At 41.2% G+C, this 14,766-nt stretch carries 12 protein-coding genes; 3 read left to right on the top strand and 9 right to left on the bottom strand.

Annotation, left to right across the window (positions count from 1 at the left end; translation table 11 throughout):
- Nucleotides 1-114: 114 nt before the first annotated feature.
- From BM090_RS06705 to BM090_RS06670, 8 genes are all read right to left on the bottom strand, one after another.
- Entirely contained in the window at nt 115-1,092 is a 978-nt protein-coding gene (locus tag BM090_RS06705) for a T9SS type A sorting domain-containing protein (RefSeq protein WP_091509690.1), read from the bottom strand.
- 6 nt (nt 1,093-1,098) lie between these two features.
- On the bottom strand, nt 1,099-2,556 hold the full coding sequence (locus tag BM090_RS06700) for an SUMF1/EgtB/PvdO family nonheme iron enzyme (RefSeq protein ID WP_091509688.1): 1,458 nt from the start codon (nt 2,554-2,556) through the stop codon (nt 1,099-1,101).
- 74 nt (nt 2,557-2,630) lie between these two features.
- Nucleotides 2,631-3,044, bottom strand: coding sequence for a hypothetical protein (locus BM090_RS06695; protein ID WP_091509687.1), 414 nt, complete (start codon nt 3,042-3,044; stop codon nt 2,631-2,633).
- A gap of 175 nt (nt 3,045-3,219) precedes the next feature.
- Entirely contained in the window at nt 3,220-3,945 is a 726-nt protein-coding gene (locus BM090_RS06690) for a LytR/AlgR family response regulator transcription factor (protein ID WP_091509684.1), read from the bottom strand.
- Between the two features lie 53 nt (nt 3,946-3,998).
- Complete coding sequence (locus BM090_RS06685) at nt 3,999-5,945, bottom strand: tetratricopeptide repeat-containing sensor histidine kinase (RefSeq protein ID WP_091509681.1); 1,947 nt, start codon at nt 5,943-5,945, stop codon at nt 3,999-4,001.
- Nucleotides 5,946-6,500: 555 nt separating this feature from the next.
- Nucleotides 6,501-7,421: a helix-turn-helix domain-containing protein gene (locus BM090_RS06680; protein ID WP_091509678.1), complete on the bottom strand. Its 921-nt coding sequence runs from the start codon at nt 7,419-7,421 to the stop codon at nt 6,501-6,503.
- A 333-nt stretch (nt 7,422-7,754) separates the two neighbouring features.
- Nucleotides 7,755-8,894 carry an acyl-CoA dehydrogenase gene (locus tag BM090_RS06675; RefSeq protein ID WP_091509675.1) on the bottom strand — a complete coding sequence of 380 codons (1,140 nt, stop codon included), beginning with the start codon at nt 8,892-8,894 and terminating at the stop codon, nt 7,755-7,757.
- 190 nt (nt 8,895-9,084) lie between these two features.
- The gene (locus tag BM090_RS06670) at nt 9,085-10,746 is read right to left on the bottom strand and encodes a hypothetical protein (protein WP_143083899.1); all 1,662 of its coding nucleotides are present in this window, start codon (nt 10,744-10,746) and stop codon (nt 9,085-9,087) included.
- A 542-nt stretch (nt 10,747-11,288) separates the two neighbouring features.
- Here BM090_RS06670 and BM090_RS06665 point away from each other — a divergent pair.
- On the top strand, nt 11,289-11,684 hold the full coding sequence (locus BM090_RS06665; protein WP_091509670.1) for a T9SS type A sorting domain-containing protein: 396 nt from the start codon (nt 11,289-11,291) through the stop codon (nt 11,682-11,684).
- 156 nt (nt 11,685-11,840) lie between these two features.
- Here BM090_RS06665 and BM090_RS06660 read toward each other — a convergent pair whose 3' ends face one another.
- Nucleotides 11,841-12,710, bottom strand: coding sequence for a LysR substrate-binding domain-containing protein (locus tag BM090_RS06660; protein WP_091509666.1), 870 nt, complete (start codon nt 12,708-12,710; stop codon nt 11,841-11,843).
- A gap of 140 nt (nt 12,711-12,850) precedes the next feature.
- On the opposite strand from BM090_RS06660, the gene BM090_RS06655 reads away from it, so the two are divergent.
- Both BM090_RS06655 and BM090_RS06650 read left to right on the top strand, forming a co-directional pair.
- Nucleotides 12,851-14,071, top strand: a complete 1,221-nt coding sequence (locus tag BM090_RS06655) for an MFS transporter (protein WP_143083898.1) — start codon at nt 12,851-12,853, stop codon at nt 14,069-14,071.
- On the top strand, nt 14,028-14,756 hold the full coding sequence (locus tag BM090_RS06650; RefSeq protein WP_091509659.1) for an MBL fold metallo-hydrolase: 729 nt from the start codon (nt 14,028-14,030) through the stop codon (nt 14,754-14,756). Before BM090_RS06655 ends, BM090_RS06650 begins: the two co-directional genes overlap by 44 nt.
- Nucleotides 14,757-14,766: the final 10 nt, after the last annotated feature.

Genomic DNA, 14,766 nt, shown 5'->3' with positions numbered 1-14,766 from the left:
AGATTCTATATTTCATCTTTCACGTAAAAGTATATTAAGTGATAATTGCTTTAGTAATAAAAAAAAACTCTACATACATCGTGTAGAGGTTTTTGGCTATAAGAAATACAACTTTTACCTTTCGATTACTAATTTGTTGATGGTTACATTGCTTTCCGTGGCGATATGCAACTGATAAACACCTGCTCGTTCTTGACTCAAATCAATTTCTGCCAAATCATTAGTAATCACTTTTTGCAAAATACACTGACCTAACGCGTTATAAACTAACACTTTGGCCTGAACACCAAAACCTTTTAGCATGAATACTCCCGTACTTGGATTGGGGTAAACGGTTGCTAAATTAAGTTGTCGGTTATCTTTACAATTAGCAGCCACCGTAGCCGAATACACACTTGCGCCATCAAAATCTGTTTGTTTCAGGCGATAGTAAGTAGTGTTTTCAGACGGGTTGGGGTCTGCAAACGTATAACGTAACAAATCTCTGCTGTTACCTGCGGCGGGTATGGTAGCCAACACCGCCCAAGTTTTCGCATCGTTGCTTTTTTCGATAGTAAAATAATCGTTGTTAAGTTCGGAGGCCGTTTCCCACAAAAGCTCCATTTTGTTGCCTTTGCAATTGGCTTCCCAGCGCAACAACTCAATAGGCAAAGTAGAACAATTGGTCAGCGTGCCATACGCCAAGCCATCATTGCTTCCACCAAAATAAACGTAAGTCGGGTCTGCTACCGCACACGCCGATTGCGTAAGCGTATTTTTCGCAAAACCGTCATTATTTCCCCCAAAATAAACGTAAGTCGGGTCTGGCACGGCACACGCCGATTGCGTAAGCGTATTTTTCGCAAAACCGTCATTACTTCCCCCAAAATAAACGTAAGTCGGGTCTGCTACCGCACACGCCGATTGCGTAAGCGTATTTTTCGCAAAACCGTCATTACTTCCCCCAAAATAAACATAAGTCGGGTCTGCTACCGCACACGCCGATTGCGTAAGGATAGCATAAGCCAACCCATCATTATTGCCGCCAGTATATTGCGCGTGAACTACGTTAGCCGACAACAGAGAAAATATGATAAGTGATATTTTCTTCATAATTTCTTAGAAACTTCTTACGCCTCTACCTCCTACACGACTATCTCTATTCGCGTTGCTGTTGTCTGTCATCCATATTCTTATACTTACTTGCATTTGGTTGGCTGCATTTGACCAATCTCCGCCACGAGCAATGCCGCCGCCAGTTCCTCCGCCAGAAGTAGGCCAGTTGGCTGTATTGGCGGCTCCAGTGTTAGCAAGTGTACCGTCGCCATTGGCATTGGTAAATGCAGAGTAATTGTAGTTGTAACCACCGATACATTGTTCCTCTACATTTCCACATAACTCCATTACACCATAAAAAGAAGCACCTGCTTGCACGCGAGTGGTAGCAGAAGTGGCGGCATAGCCACAACGCAAAGGGCCTCCCGTTACGCTACCATAGCAACTCAGGCCAGTACCTGAATTAGAAGCTACTTCAGAAGAAGTTCCGGAATTGGTAATACCTGTTACTTGTGTGGCAGTGGTTGTACCCCAGCAATATTCGTTGGGTGTAACTACTGATGCAGGGCCTCTGCCCACTTTTTCGAACTCAAATTCGGTCATGGGTCTGAGTGCTGCCCAATCCAAATAGGCTATCATATCTGCCCACGAAAGGTAATTACAAGCAACGTTTTGGCCATCGTTCGTTTCGTTAAAAACATTGTTATTATTCAAATCACAAGAAAAAACCGCAGGTGTATTGTTGGCAGACACGCCACTGGTACTAATCTCAATGCGGTTGCGAGAACTTCCGTATAACGCCGTTGTACCTACCGCAGAGGCAGGAGAGACGGCCTGACGAGCATTTTGTTGTACGAAAGTAAGTGTATTCAGAAACGAGGCGTATTGTTCTTGGCTGATTTCGTATTTCATGCAATAAAAATTATTCCAACCAAGCGGAAAAGCCGCAGGAAGATTGGCCGTAGAACCGTAGCTACTTGATTGATATACAGAAGCAGCCCCAAGTCCTGCCGACTGTACGGCCGAAGTAATTTGAAGTGTTCTAAAGTTGTAGCTGGTGCTGGTGTTATCGCCGATGTAAAAATCGCCTTGCGGAATATTTACCATTTCGATACCAAATACTTGGAAGTTGTCCGAAACGTTCGCGGCTGTTTGCAAAGCAAGTGTAACCGTCGCAGTGCTAATGTTGCCGTTGGCTACAGACGAACGTCTAACGAACACGCCCATTCCGTCGGTTACGGCATCGACTTGCAACTCTGTACCTGTTACCGCATGGCTCGCCGAACTCGTACTTACAGGGGCATGCACCCACAAGTTATCCGTACAAGATTGTCGTTTCACAAAAACCCAAACTGCGTCCCAGTTCTGAGGCCCGATGTTGGTGTTCCAGCTATTGTCCCAAGCTATCGTAAATTGCAGATTACTACCTGATACGGCTGGCGTACCAATTACTAAATTGTTGGCTTTAGTGGTTGTAAATAATCCTAAAAGGAAGATTAGCGCGAAAAATTTCTGTTTCATGTTCTATTTAAACATTAATATGTAATGGAAAAACTAAAAATATATGTTTGAGAATTAATCAGCTCAATACCGACTTAGTATTGTGCTTTAACCATTGTCAAGTTTTTTTGAGCTTTACGGTTGGTCGAACAAGTGTAAAAGCCTACGCCCTTATTGCCTGTTATTTTACCATAAAAGTTTTCGCTTCGTTTTACGCCATCTACCATTTCTTCTATCGTAATAAACCAATTACCTTTTCCGTCCTCGCTCCACGTAAAATCGGTCAGGGTATTATCGGGTTTTAATACGTTGCCTGTTTTGCTGGTTGCGTTAAAAATAAAATTGTAGGGTGCATTAGACAAAGCAGGCACAGTAACGTCCCACGTTGTGCCTGCTAATGTTTGAGAAGTGTTTATCGTAGTCGTAGTCTGAGCTTTTGTGGTTTGCAAAGACAGCCAAAGGCCTAAGCTAATACCAATAACCCACCATTGTTTAATCAGTTGCTTCATCCTCGTTTCAGATTTTAAGAAATAAATCCTGCATGATACACACAGGATTTAAAGCAAATGTTCTTGAAAACTTTATTACTTATTAATGACACTACAAACCTATGCAGCAGAAGCCACTATTAAAAATTGGTGGGACGAATCGCTCGAATTCTGGGACGAAATGCAAAAAGTGTGCTTAAATGTAAAAATTCAGTCGCTTTAAGACCTCTTCTCGAAACCCTCTACTCAACGGAATTTCATCTGAACCGATGGTCAGAAAATCAGAGCCAACCTTGTCTATAAAATTCGTATTGACAAGGTAAGACCGATGTGTCTGGATAAAATGAGACATTGGCAATGCCTTCTGAAAATCCGAAAGCGTTGAGCGAATAACTTGGCGATTGTCGGCCAACCGCAACTCCAAATAATTCTTGTAGGCCTGTACGTATCGGATTTCTTTGATACAAACCTTCGTATAAGTTTGGTTTTCTTTTACAAAAATGGTGTCTGGCGCGTCGTTGTTCAGGGTCTTGTCTTGCTTCTGGTTGTTGTAATTACTCAAGGCAATTTCCAGTGTCGTAAAAATATCGGCTTTGGTGAAAGGCTTTACCAAATAGCCGTAAGGGTGCGTACGTGAAGCGGCTTTCACCGTCGGCGCGTCGCTAAAAGCCGTCAGGAACACAAACGGAATATGGTATTTTTCTTGAATTTGTTCCGCCAGCCAAATCCCATCTTTATCGCCTTTAATATTGATGTCCAGCATAGCAAAATCCGTTTGCCCTTGCTCCAATACTTCGAGGGCTTCGGCGGCACTCATGGCATCGCCCGAAATTTCGTAGCCGCTTTCTTCCAGATAATCACGCAGCAAATCCAACGTTACAAACTCATCTTCTACTATTAGTATTCGGATATTTTTACGCATAAAAAATATAAAAAGTGCTTGTTAGTTAATTAGATCGTATATGAAAGACATTATTACTTCAAACAGTAAATAGTAAATATCGTCCCCGATTCGCTACTCGTAAAAGTTAGTTTGCCGCCCAACTGGCGCACCAAACCGCGTACCAAATTCATGCCCAACGAACGTGTTTTCTGTATGTCAAAATCCGCAGGCAATCCAACCCCATCGTCGGCCACACTAAACGTAATTTCATTGATTTGCTGGCTAAATTGGATTTTCATTTCGCCTTCCATTCGATCTGCGAAGGCGTATTTGTAGCAATTGGTAATCAATTCATTCAAGATCAGCCCCAAAGGAATCGCCGTATCAATATCCACGACGGTTTCATCTATTTCCAAAACGACACGAATGTTCTGGTATTCGCTTTTTTGCGATTTCTCTATGTTTTTGACCAATGTTTTCAAGTACGACTTCATTTCGATGGTGGCCAAATTCTCCGACTGATACAAGTTTTGATGAACCAACGCAATCGAAAACACGCGGTCTTGGCCTTCACGCATCAGTCGTTTGGTCGTTTCATCTTTGGCTACGCGGGCTTGCTTGTCAAAAAGCCCCGAGATAATTTGCAAGTTATTTTTTACGCGATGATGAATCTCTTTCAATAGCGTTTCTTTTTCTACCAACGACTTTTCTAGCATCGTTTTTTGTTCCGAAATCGTCTTGTTATCTTTTCTGATGCGTAAGTAAAACACCAAACCAAAAATAGTCAACACAACCAAACCCGCAATTACCACATTACGCAATTGCTGTTGTACGCGGCTATCCTCTTCCACCGACCTGATTTGCTCTTGGTAGCGGCTGGCTTTCACGCGCATTTCCGTTTGCCAAAGTGTCCGTTTGTCGTTGCGGCTTTTGAGGCTATCTTCCATTTGCGAAGCCAATTTCATGTAACGGTACGCATTCGTATAATCTTTTTTCGCTTCGTAATAACTCGTATAATTTTGATAAAATCGTAGCGGTTTGAAATAATTAATATCCTCCGAAAAATTGATGTGTTGCTTCAAAAATTCTACTTTTTTGAGCAATGGCTCTACCTCACGCAACTTCCCCAACTTCAATTTTATTTTTATCAAAACTTGCAACGCATCAAACGCCGCGATTACTTTATCTTGGTCATTTACATCTTCTTGGGCTTGATAGCGTTTATAACCTTGATCGGCATACGTTTCGCCTTCCGCAAAATTGCCCAACGCAAACTCATATTGCGCAAGATCCAGCAGGGCCAACCCCTGCCAAAAAATCGGATACCAGTTTTTGGGGTCTTGTACTGAGCTAAATTTATTGGTAAGATTCAACGCATAGATTTTTTTGGCATAGATAATGGCATTGGGGTAGTCTTTTTTGTCGGCATAAATAGACTCTATCAAATTTAGGATAAGCGTCTGGAAATGAGTACCTTTTTTGGCTACTTTTTCGGCCAACAGCAGCGTTTCCAAGGCCTTTTCATTGTCGCCCAACTGATAAAAATTGCGCCCAATTTCATGCAACACCACAAACAGATTATAGTCTCGAAAGGCTTCCACTCCCAAGAATTTTATTTGTTCAAAACCATTCAGATATTCCGAATAAGCCTGTTGTTCTGTCAGTTCTCCACCCCCAAAAAGTCGCAAGGTCTTGTAAAATTGTGCGATGACAAGCTCGGCTTTCAAATCATTTTCTTGGGCAAATCGAAGCATCACTTCTATTTCCTGATTGAATATCTCTGACTTCTGGAAATAATCAAGGTGTCGTACGCACTGATAATGCCAAAAAATTTCGGCTTTGGGGTCATTTTTGGCCTGAATATCTTTTAATATCAGTTGATAAGTAGGCCAATCTATCCGCAACATATTCGAGTCGGCCATAAAATCAATACGTTGTTGCGTGCCACTAAGTTGCCCAAATTCTTCGATAGTCAATTGCGGTTGAGCCAACACCACTACACTCCACAACAAGAAGCTTATTATTAAAATCTTTTTCATCGGAAAATCTCGCACTTATGTCATTCTATGCACTCAGAAAAACCGCCCCCATAAGTCTATAACTCAAAGTGTTTATGAATTTTTGGCTGTTTTTCTATCAAATTTATTAAAAATAGCGTACCTGCGGCAGCAACTAGCGCATAGCTTTTCCAAATCAATCAGGTGAAAGAGCAATAACGCGGCATACCACTAACATATCACATTGCCACGCTAAACCTATGCCTACACCATGCAGTTTATTTTTTATTTGATTGAGGAATAGGGGCTGTTGTATTTACCTTTTCCCTAATAATTTTGTATTACGCACGAATAACTTTTACTTTCACACGGTTAATTTTTTAGTATAAACGAGTAATTTTGTATTATACACGAGTAACTTTTATTTTTACACGGTTAATTTTTTAGTATAAACGAATAATTTTGTATTACGCACGAATAACTTTTACTTTCACACGAGTAAATGTAGCAAATAGGCTTCCATTCCCAGCGATTTCAAAACATAAAAGCCTCTGTATGTCAAACACACAGAGGCTTTTATTTAAAACTTAAATGTTACTATAAGTTCATCAATGATTCACGACGGCGCATTTTGCCCGCAGGAATACCGAACATCATTTTGAAACGACGGCAGAAGTAAGCAGTATCTTTGTAGCCTACTTCACGACCGATGTCGCGAATGCTTTTCTTCGTAGTGCGCAACAACGATACGGCAGCTTCCATACGTTGGTACTCGATGTAGTCTTGTGGGTTGATGCTCGTAAGCATTTTGAAATACTGACCTACATAATCTTCCGATACTTGCGCTACGCTCGCCAACACTTTGTTTGAAAGATCGCCACCCAAATTTTCTTTGATGTAAGCGAAAATGTTGATAAGACGTGGATCTTTGAAGTACGTGCTGTTGGTTGCCAACTGCTCCACAAACAAACGTTTTTGTAAAATAAAACGTAACACTTCAATAGCAATACGTTCTGTATTATTTTTGATAATACGGTCGCGGCCTGGCTCGCTGCTAATGTTTTCTTTCACGATTTCAGTAATGTGCGAAGTCAAAGTAGAATGCGCAGGAATTACGAAAGCAGGAATGTCCAAAGACGAAAAGAAATTTACAGAATCAAAAACTTTGGCCTCGAAAGTAACATAAGTATAATTATCGCCATCAATTTTATCTGGCGTAACTACTTTGTTCATTTCATAGAAACCCGCGTTGTTTTCCATGAACTCCTCATAATTGATAGAAGGAGCTTTTTCGCCATACGTGAACGACACTTGGCGGTTGGCAGGGATAAACAAAATGTCACCCGAACCTACGCGCTCTTGCGTACTGTCAATCACGATTTCGCCTCTGTGAATAAGGATAATAGTGTTTTCTACGTCGTAGTAGTTTTCCAATTTGAAGGGTTTCAACACCTTGATGTTGCGTGCTTTAATAAAGCGTACCCCTAACGATTCGATAATTTTATTGTAGTCTTCCATAGTAATAATAGTGCGAAAACAACTGTGTTAAGTTTTAGTAAATTAAATAAAAGCGGAGTATAAAGGTCTGATTGAACAAAAAACAGGGATGATACAGAGCCAAATTGTATGTTTTCCTGATTTTGGACAAAACTAATGACTCGCCTTGTACTTTCCAAGTGGTTTGAAAAAAAATGATGTACTATAATTCTTATTTTTTTGAACTTTTAGCAGCGTGCGTGCAATACATAGCTAATAAAAAACAACATCAAAAAACCCCCTTACTCGGCCAAATGACCAAATAAGGGGGCGAAATAGTCGAATTACACGACTAAAATATCACACAACATAAAATTACTTCAAAACTTCACGAGAAATTACAATCTTTTGTATTTCTGAAGTTCCTTCGTAAATCTGTGTAATTTTTGCATCACGCATCAGACGTTCTACGTGATATTCCTTCACAAATCCGTAACCTCCGTGCACTTGTACGGCCTCTACCGTTACTTCCATCGCCACTTGCGAAGCAAATAATTTAGCCATTGCACCAGCTTTAGCATAATCTTGGTGCGCATCTTTTAGAGAAGCTGCTTGCAAGCAAAGCAAACGAGCCGCCTCAATTTTGGTAGCCATGTCCGCTAATTTGAACTGAATACCTTGATGTTGCGAAATTGGTTTGCCAAATGCTTTACGCTCTTTAGAATATTTTACGGCCAACTCATAAGCACCCGAAGCGATACCCAAGGCTTGCGCCGCAATACCGATACGGCCACCGTTTAGTACGTTCATGGCAAAAGTAAAACCAAAACCATCTTCTCCGATGCGGTTTTCTTTTGGCACTTTCACGTCCGTAAACATCAAAGAATGCGTATCAGAACCACGAATCCCAAGTTTGTTTTCTTTCTTACCTACCACAAAACCTGGTGTACCTTTTTCTACGATAATGGCATTAATGCCTTTGTGGCCTTTTTCTACGTGTGTTTGAGCAATTACCAAATACACAGAAGCCGTTCCGCCGTTCGTAATCCAGTTTTTAGTACCATTGATAAGGTAGTGGTCGCCTTTGTCTTCGGCAGTAGTGCGTTGCGAAGTTGCATCCGAACCTGCTTCTGGCTCAGACAAACAGAACGCACCAATAATTTCGCCTTTGGCCAATGGTGTTAAATATTTTTTCTTTTGCTCTTCAGTGCCGTATTTTTCCAAACCCCAGCAAACCAATGAGTTGTTCACTGACATTACCACCGAAGCCGACGCATCAACTTTAGAAAGTTCTTCCATAGCCAACACATAAGAAACCGTATCCATGCCGCCACCGCCATACGCTGGAGAGGTCATCATGCCCAAAAAGCCCAATTCACCCATTTTCTTCACTTGTTCAGCAGGGAAAATTTGGTCTTCGTCGCGGTCGATTACGCCAGGAAGTAATTCTGTTTGTGCAAATTCACGAGCAGCAGCTTGCACCGCGGCTTGTTCTTCTGTTAATTGAAAGTTCATGTGTTTTTAAGATTTTTTTGCTCAATATGATTTTGCCTTGCAGACTTGCACAGCAGGTACGCAAACGGTTTCAAAGGTAAAATTTTATACTTTTAAAAGAAATATCCTTGCCTTTTTTTACTAAAAACTTTTTTAATGCACTGTATTATAGCATATTAGCACTGTTTTGTATTATAACATATTTGTAACTTTAGTGGCCAGTTTGTAACTTTTTCTGGAAACGTTCCACAAATACAGGGATAAACATTTGGTGCGAAGAATAGTAAATATTCGTGTTGCCTCTGTCAGTGTCTTCCCAGAAAGTTGGAGTCGATTTTTGTAGGCGTTTGCCTGTGGCCACGATGCCCGCCAAAAGTTTTTCTTTCCCCAAAATCGCTTCGTCTTCCAGCAAATCTTTGATAATCAAATCCACAAAAGCCAAATGCTCCACACTCAAATAAAACAAAGCCAACGCCACTTGCAACACCCGCACACCATCACTTACACCGCGCACTTCGCCCGTGTCGCTTAGGTCGGGTGGCGAGTCGAGTTGCAAGAAAAAGTCCAGTACTTCTTTTTGTAGTTTCTCCTCGGCTTGCTTGTAATGCAACGTAATCAGAATGTCTTTGAGCGCGAGCGCGAACACGTCAACCAAAAAATTAAAAGATGGTTCTTTTTGCGCATGGCGGTGAATTTCCGAGCCATAAATTTTGAGATAATTACAGCTTCTGCGAATATGCGCCGTTTTACCAGCCTGCACCATTTCATTAATGAGGCTACTGTAATGAAACACTGTGTTATAAATATTGCGTAGTTCGCCGTTGCGCAAACCGTGCTTGATGCCAAACCGCAACAACGTATTGAATCGGACAATAATAGCATCTAACAGTGCATCATCTTTTTGGCGAATAGCTTCCGCGCCACATTCCGAAATCTCGGCGGCGCACAACGAAGCCAAATCAAAATCGCCGTTTTCTATCAATTTGATGTAGGCATTACCAAGCAAACGAAAGGCTTTTTGCTCGTAAAAAATGCGAGTATGCTGAATCTCTTCAAACTGCCCAACCATTGTTTTGAAAGAAATATCGTTGCGAATGCGCTCACTCAACGCAAAAAAAGCGGGGTTTATCTGTGCTTTTTTGATCACATAATAGCGCACCGTTTGGCCGATTTTGTGAATAATATCGCCCTTCGGTTCTTTAAATTCCACGTATTCAAGCAAGTCGTCGAGCTGGTTCAAAGACTCAAACATTCGGTACTGATAGCTGGCAATCAAATGTTTATCGCTAAAATTATCGTAATGCTTTTGTTTTGATAAATAATTGATTCTCTTTACATTATCGTTCTGAATCTTGGCAATTACGTTGCTGGTTTTGGTATATTTCAGGATATACAAAATATACGGAATAGCCATCAAAAAAGACAGCGGCAGCATAATGTACGTGTTCAGAAACACACTACTGACGCGCAAATGCGGCATCGTACTGGCCATTACTTGTATGGCGTAACTGTGCAGCGTACCAATCACTAAAAACCACACATAAAACAAACTGATTTGGTCGCTAATATATAGGTCGATGAGTTTGGGCGTGCTTTGCGAGGCAATGGAAATAACGATGATAAGCGTACCCAAAATCAGACTCAAAGCCCCAAGCCAAACTTCCGCCTCAAACAAATCTTGCGGAATGCTGGTGGCTTGCTCCCGCTCAATCATGTGCTCAAAAAGTGGAATATCTAAAATAGAGGCACTTACATAGTGTAAGCTTATATCAGCAAGAAGTACGGCTAATAATACGATTAAAAAGGTGATAATCAGTTGGTATCTATCGTACAAACGAGATAAAAAAATCCTATCAAATAGGGGGTTTTGCATGGGAAAGATTGATAGTTCAGTGATAAGTAGCTGGAATCCAATGACGGGCGTTAGGTAAAATTCTTAAAATTTGACAAATATCTTACATTATACTCAAAAATAAAAACAACATAACATAAGCCATATGTATAGTTTTTTATTTTATCAAATCGTTGCGTTGCGATAAATATTTTTAAATAATACAATTTTACGGAATAAAATTTCACGCAATATACAATTTGCGTAATTTATATTTTATGCAACGCAAACGAGTGAGAAAAAATAATCTAACATTCAGGTTTATTTTTTATATTTTTAATAACAAATAAACGATTAAACCCACTAAATTTGCATTGTCAATCAAAAAAAGATATTGACAACAAAAACGCTTTATCATTTTATTATTAGCAACATATTCAAGTATTTTTTAATAAAATATTAATCAATAAAAAGATTAAGTATTCAAATATTAAAAATATATTTACAATCATTTTGCAATTTTATCAAAAGCAATGCGTTTTTATTAAAATGTATCATCAAAAATCATAAATACGTTAAATCACATGAAAAACTCTCTTGTAAAATCAGCATTTTGGGTTGCGGCTTTCGTAGTTAGCTCCGCGACTGCCCAAGCCCAAGCGTTGGCTTATACTGCTCCAGTTTCTGAGCCTGCCGCCGACGAAACTCCAAAAACAACCGCAACCAGCCTTGTGGCCAACATCGCTACATCGCACGCACAACACCGCCTCAATACCCTGCAACTCACTTGTCTGAACAAGGCAGACAAAGGCGTAAAAATTTCTATCGCCGATGCGCACGGTAGCGTAGTGTTTTCTGAGCGTTTGAGTGGTTTGCATTCGTTCCGCCGTACTTACGACGTTTCGGAATTGGCTTCTGGTCAATACCGTTTGGTTGTGGACAATGGCGTTGAGCGCACCGAAAAAAGTATAGTTTTCTAATTTGGTTATATAGTTTAACAGTTATTAATTTGGAAAGTAAAAAGGCTCCTGTTGTTAGCAGAAGCCTTTTTTTATTACTACCATTCAAAATCAATCTATTTCCATGGTCTGTGTCTTCACAGACCACAATACAACAAACCACTAAAAACCAATCTATTATCTATTCATAAGCAATTTAAAAAACGCCGCAGAAGCGCGTTTCTCGTACATTTCTTTGAGCGAAACAATCATGGCGTGGCGCGTCATGTCTGCGCCGTCTATCCGAACGCCCGAAAGCGTGCTATCGTCCGCAATGGTGGCTTGCGTCAAAATCGTATTCCAGTCACCACTTCTGACCAGTTCGAGCAGCGTCGGAATATCATTGATTACCACCGAAATATTGGGTTGCAAATGGCTTTGCCGAAAAGCCTTTAACACAAAATGCGTGGTGCTGTAACCTTGCTCAGGCAAAGCCAAGGGCAAGGCGGCCACTTCGTCCAGTGTAATGTGCGTGCGCTTGGCCAACTCGGAGTTGGGCGAAGTAACCAACACCAATTGCGATGAGTACAACTCCTGATATTTCAGGTGTTTAGCGTCCGTATCTTCGCTGAAACTCAACACAAAATCCAACTCAAATTTATTGAGCTTTTCCAGCAGTTCCGCCGATGTTGCAAACACCACATTCACTTTTACTTGCGGATATTTTCGGACAAAAGCCACCAACGCAGGCGTAAACGTAGAGCGCAAACCATAAGTTACACCGATTTGCAGGCTTCCGCCGAGCATTTCGTTCAAATCTTTGAGTGCCAAATAGCCGTCTTTCGCTTTTTGGAGGCTATGAAATGCGTATTCGGCAAACACCTCCCCCGCTTCCGTGAGAGCTACTTTTTTGCCTACCCTATCGAAAAGTGGCAAACCCAGTTCGTCTTCTAACTGCCTGATTTGCTGAGATAATGTACTTTGGCTAATGTACAAACTGTTGGCCGCTTCCGTAAAATTGAGCAGCTCTTTGGCTTTGAGAAAATAACGAAGTTGTCGGAGTTCCATATTTTATCAATCGGTTTTACCGATGGTTTTTATCGAAAAAAAGCGTTTTACAAATTTAACAAAGATGCCGACATTTGTTTAAAAAAAAGACAGTGTTTAGTTTATTAAAAAATATAAGTGTTAAACAACTGGCAGAAAGTTTGACACTGGGGTTTGCTCAAGTAATGTTATGGGGAGGCTCATTTTTTCTGCTTTCGATTCTGGGCGAACCGATGATGCACGAAACGGGTTGGTCGCACGAATACATTTATGGGGCTTTGTCGGTGGCTATTTTGATTTCTGGACTGATTTCGCCATTTGTTGGGCAAAAAATCAATTTCACGAACAAAAATTATATTCTGCTGTTCGCTGGCCTTGTGATGGCCGCAGGTATCGCAACCCTCGCTTTTTCGTATAACCAATGGGTTTTTATGTTGGGCTGGGTAATCATTGGCGTAGCGATGGGAATGGGCTTGTACGATGCGCTTTTTGCTTCTTTAGGCAAAAAATATGGCGCAAATGCCAAGCAGTTTATTGTACAAATTACCTTGATTTCGGGGTTTACGACAACGCTTGTTTGGCCTACTCTCTCGTTTTTGCTGACGCGCTTCGGATGGCGCGACGCTTGCCTGATGTATGCCGCAGCACTGGCCGTCCTGATTCTGCCGATTCATTATTTTACGCTATTTCATTCAGAAAATAAAAGCACTCAAAAACCGCAACTTAATTCAGAAACGCAACAACCAACAACAGCCGCCTTTCTTCACTCGTCCAATGTGTATTATTTGTTACTGATAAATTTTAAGATTGGTTCTGTCCTGATGACGGGGGTTTACATTTACCTCATCGACATCCTGACCAACAATCATTTGTCTGTAAATGAGGCCATTGCCGTCGGGGCGATGCTCGGTCCAAGTCAAGTAGGTGTTCGGGCTTTGGATATGTTCCTTGCTCCCAAAACACCCATCCGAACCGCCATTATAGCGGCTTTCGCGATTCTGATTGGCCTTACGATACTGCACCTCAACCCTTCGGTTGCGGTAATCGGTGTTGTAATGTTCGGGTTAGGCAACGGAATGCGTTCGATTTTGCGTGGCACTTTGCCACTTTGGATTTACGGCCAAGAAAGTTACGCCCTCGTTATTGGCAAGCTGGCCAGACTACCACTTATTGCGCAAGCACTCACGCCATTTTTTGGCGGACTGATTATCCTACATTTCAACACGAATGTGTTTTTGGATATTCTCTGCGGCTTGGCATTGCTCAACACCTTACCTGTAATTATTTTATACAAAATACTTGAAACCAATAGTCAAACCCAACAAACCGTAGAATCTTATGAAAATAATACCACTAAAAGAGGGGAATTACTCTGTAAATAAACAGAAGGAATTCAGACTGTTACATACTGTGGCAGACCCTACAGGCGAATTGAAAATGGCCGTACAACCATTTTTGGTCATTACGGATAAAGACTACATTTTGTTGGATACGGGTTTGGCGGGGCAAGTCAATGGCAAGCCGCTCATACACGAATGTTTGAGCCAAGCGGGTGTAGCACCCGAACAAATTACCAAAGTATTGATTTCGCATTTGCACAAAGACCACATCGAAGGCATCGGCGAGTTTGACGGAAAAACGCTAAAACCTCATTTCCCAAACGCAAAAGTGTATTTGCAACAACGTGAATACGAATTTGCTTTGGAGCAAACAAATAATTTGTCGTATAACACGGCACTGATTGCCCAAATCCCGACGCTAAAAGTGGCGTGGCTCAACGCTGACAAAGGTCAAATCGGCGACGATATTTTCTTTGAAGTAACTGGCGGACACAGTCTTTTTCATCAGGTATTTTGGATAAAAAATCAAACGCAAGTGGCCTTTTATGGCGCGGACAATTTGCCACAACAATATTATCTCAAACATCAGGTAGCCTACAAAAGCAACACCGACGGCAAACGCGCTTTAGAGCTGCGCCAAAGATGGCAAAAGTCAGGTTCTACCGAACACTGGACAATTCTTTTGTACCACGACATGGAACAACCGCTTATTCATTTGGGCGCGTAATTATAATTTT

Origin of the sequence: Flexibacter flexilis DSM 6793 (assembly GCF_900112255.1) — a bacterium.
Lineage (GTDB): Bacteria > Bacteroidota > Bacteroidia > Cytophagales > Flexibacteraceae > Flexibacter > Flexibacter flexilis.
This window is presented reverse-complemented; position numbering and strand designations above follow the sequence as displayed.

What these genes read in the sequence shown, in the direction of transcription:
- BM090_RS06705 (WP_091509690.1), bottom strand. Translation starts at nt 1,092, where the DNA reads ATGAAGAAAATATCACTTATCATATTTTCTCTGTTGTCGGCTAACGTA.
- BM090_RS06700 (WP_091509688.1), bottom strand. Translation starts at nt 2,556, where the DNA reads ATGAAACAGAAATTTTTCGCGCTAATCTTCCTTTTAGGATTATTTACA.
- BM090_RS06695 (WP_091509687.1), bottom strand. Translation starts at nt 3,044, where the DNA reads ATGAAGCAACTGATTAAACAATGGTGGGTTATTGGTATTAGCTTAGGC.
- BM090_RS06690 (WP_091509684.1), bottom strand. Translation starts at nt 3,945, where the DNA reads ATGCGTAAAAATATCCGAATACTAATAGTAGAAGATGAGTTTGTAACG.
- BM090_RS06685 (WP_091509681.1), bottom strand. Translation starts at nt 5,945, where the DNA reads ATGAAAAAGATTTTAATAATAAGCTTCTTGTTGTGGAGTGTAGTGGTG.
- BM090_RS06680 (WP_091509678.1), bottom strand. Translation starts at nt 7,421, where the DNA reads ATGGAAGACTACAATAAAATTATCGAATCGTTAGGGGTACGCTTTATT.
- BM090_RS06675 (WP_091509675.1), bottom strand. Translation starts at nt 8,894, where the DNA reads ATGAACTTTCAATTAACAGAAGAACAAGCCGCGGTGCAAGCTGCTGCT.
- BM090_RS06670 (WP_143083899.1), bottom strand. Translation starts at nt 10,746, where the DNA reads ATGCAAAACCCCCTATTTGATAGGATTTTTTTATCTCGTTTGTACGAT.
- BM090_RS06665 (WP_091509670.1), top strand. Translation starts at nt 11,289, where the DNA reads ATGAAAAACTCTCTTGTAAAATCAGCATTTTGGGTTGCGGCTTTCGTA.
- BM090_RS06660 (WP_091509666.1), bottom strand. Translation starts at nt 12,710, where the DNA reads ATGGAACTCCGACAACTTCGTTATTTTCTCAAAGCCAAAGAGCTGCTC.
- BM090_RS06650 (WP_091509659.1), top strand. Translation starts at nt 14,028, where the DNA reads ATGAAAATAATACCACTAAAAGAGGGGAATTACTCTGTAAATAAACAG.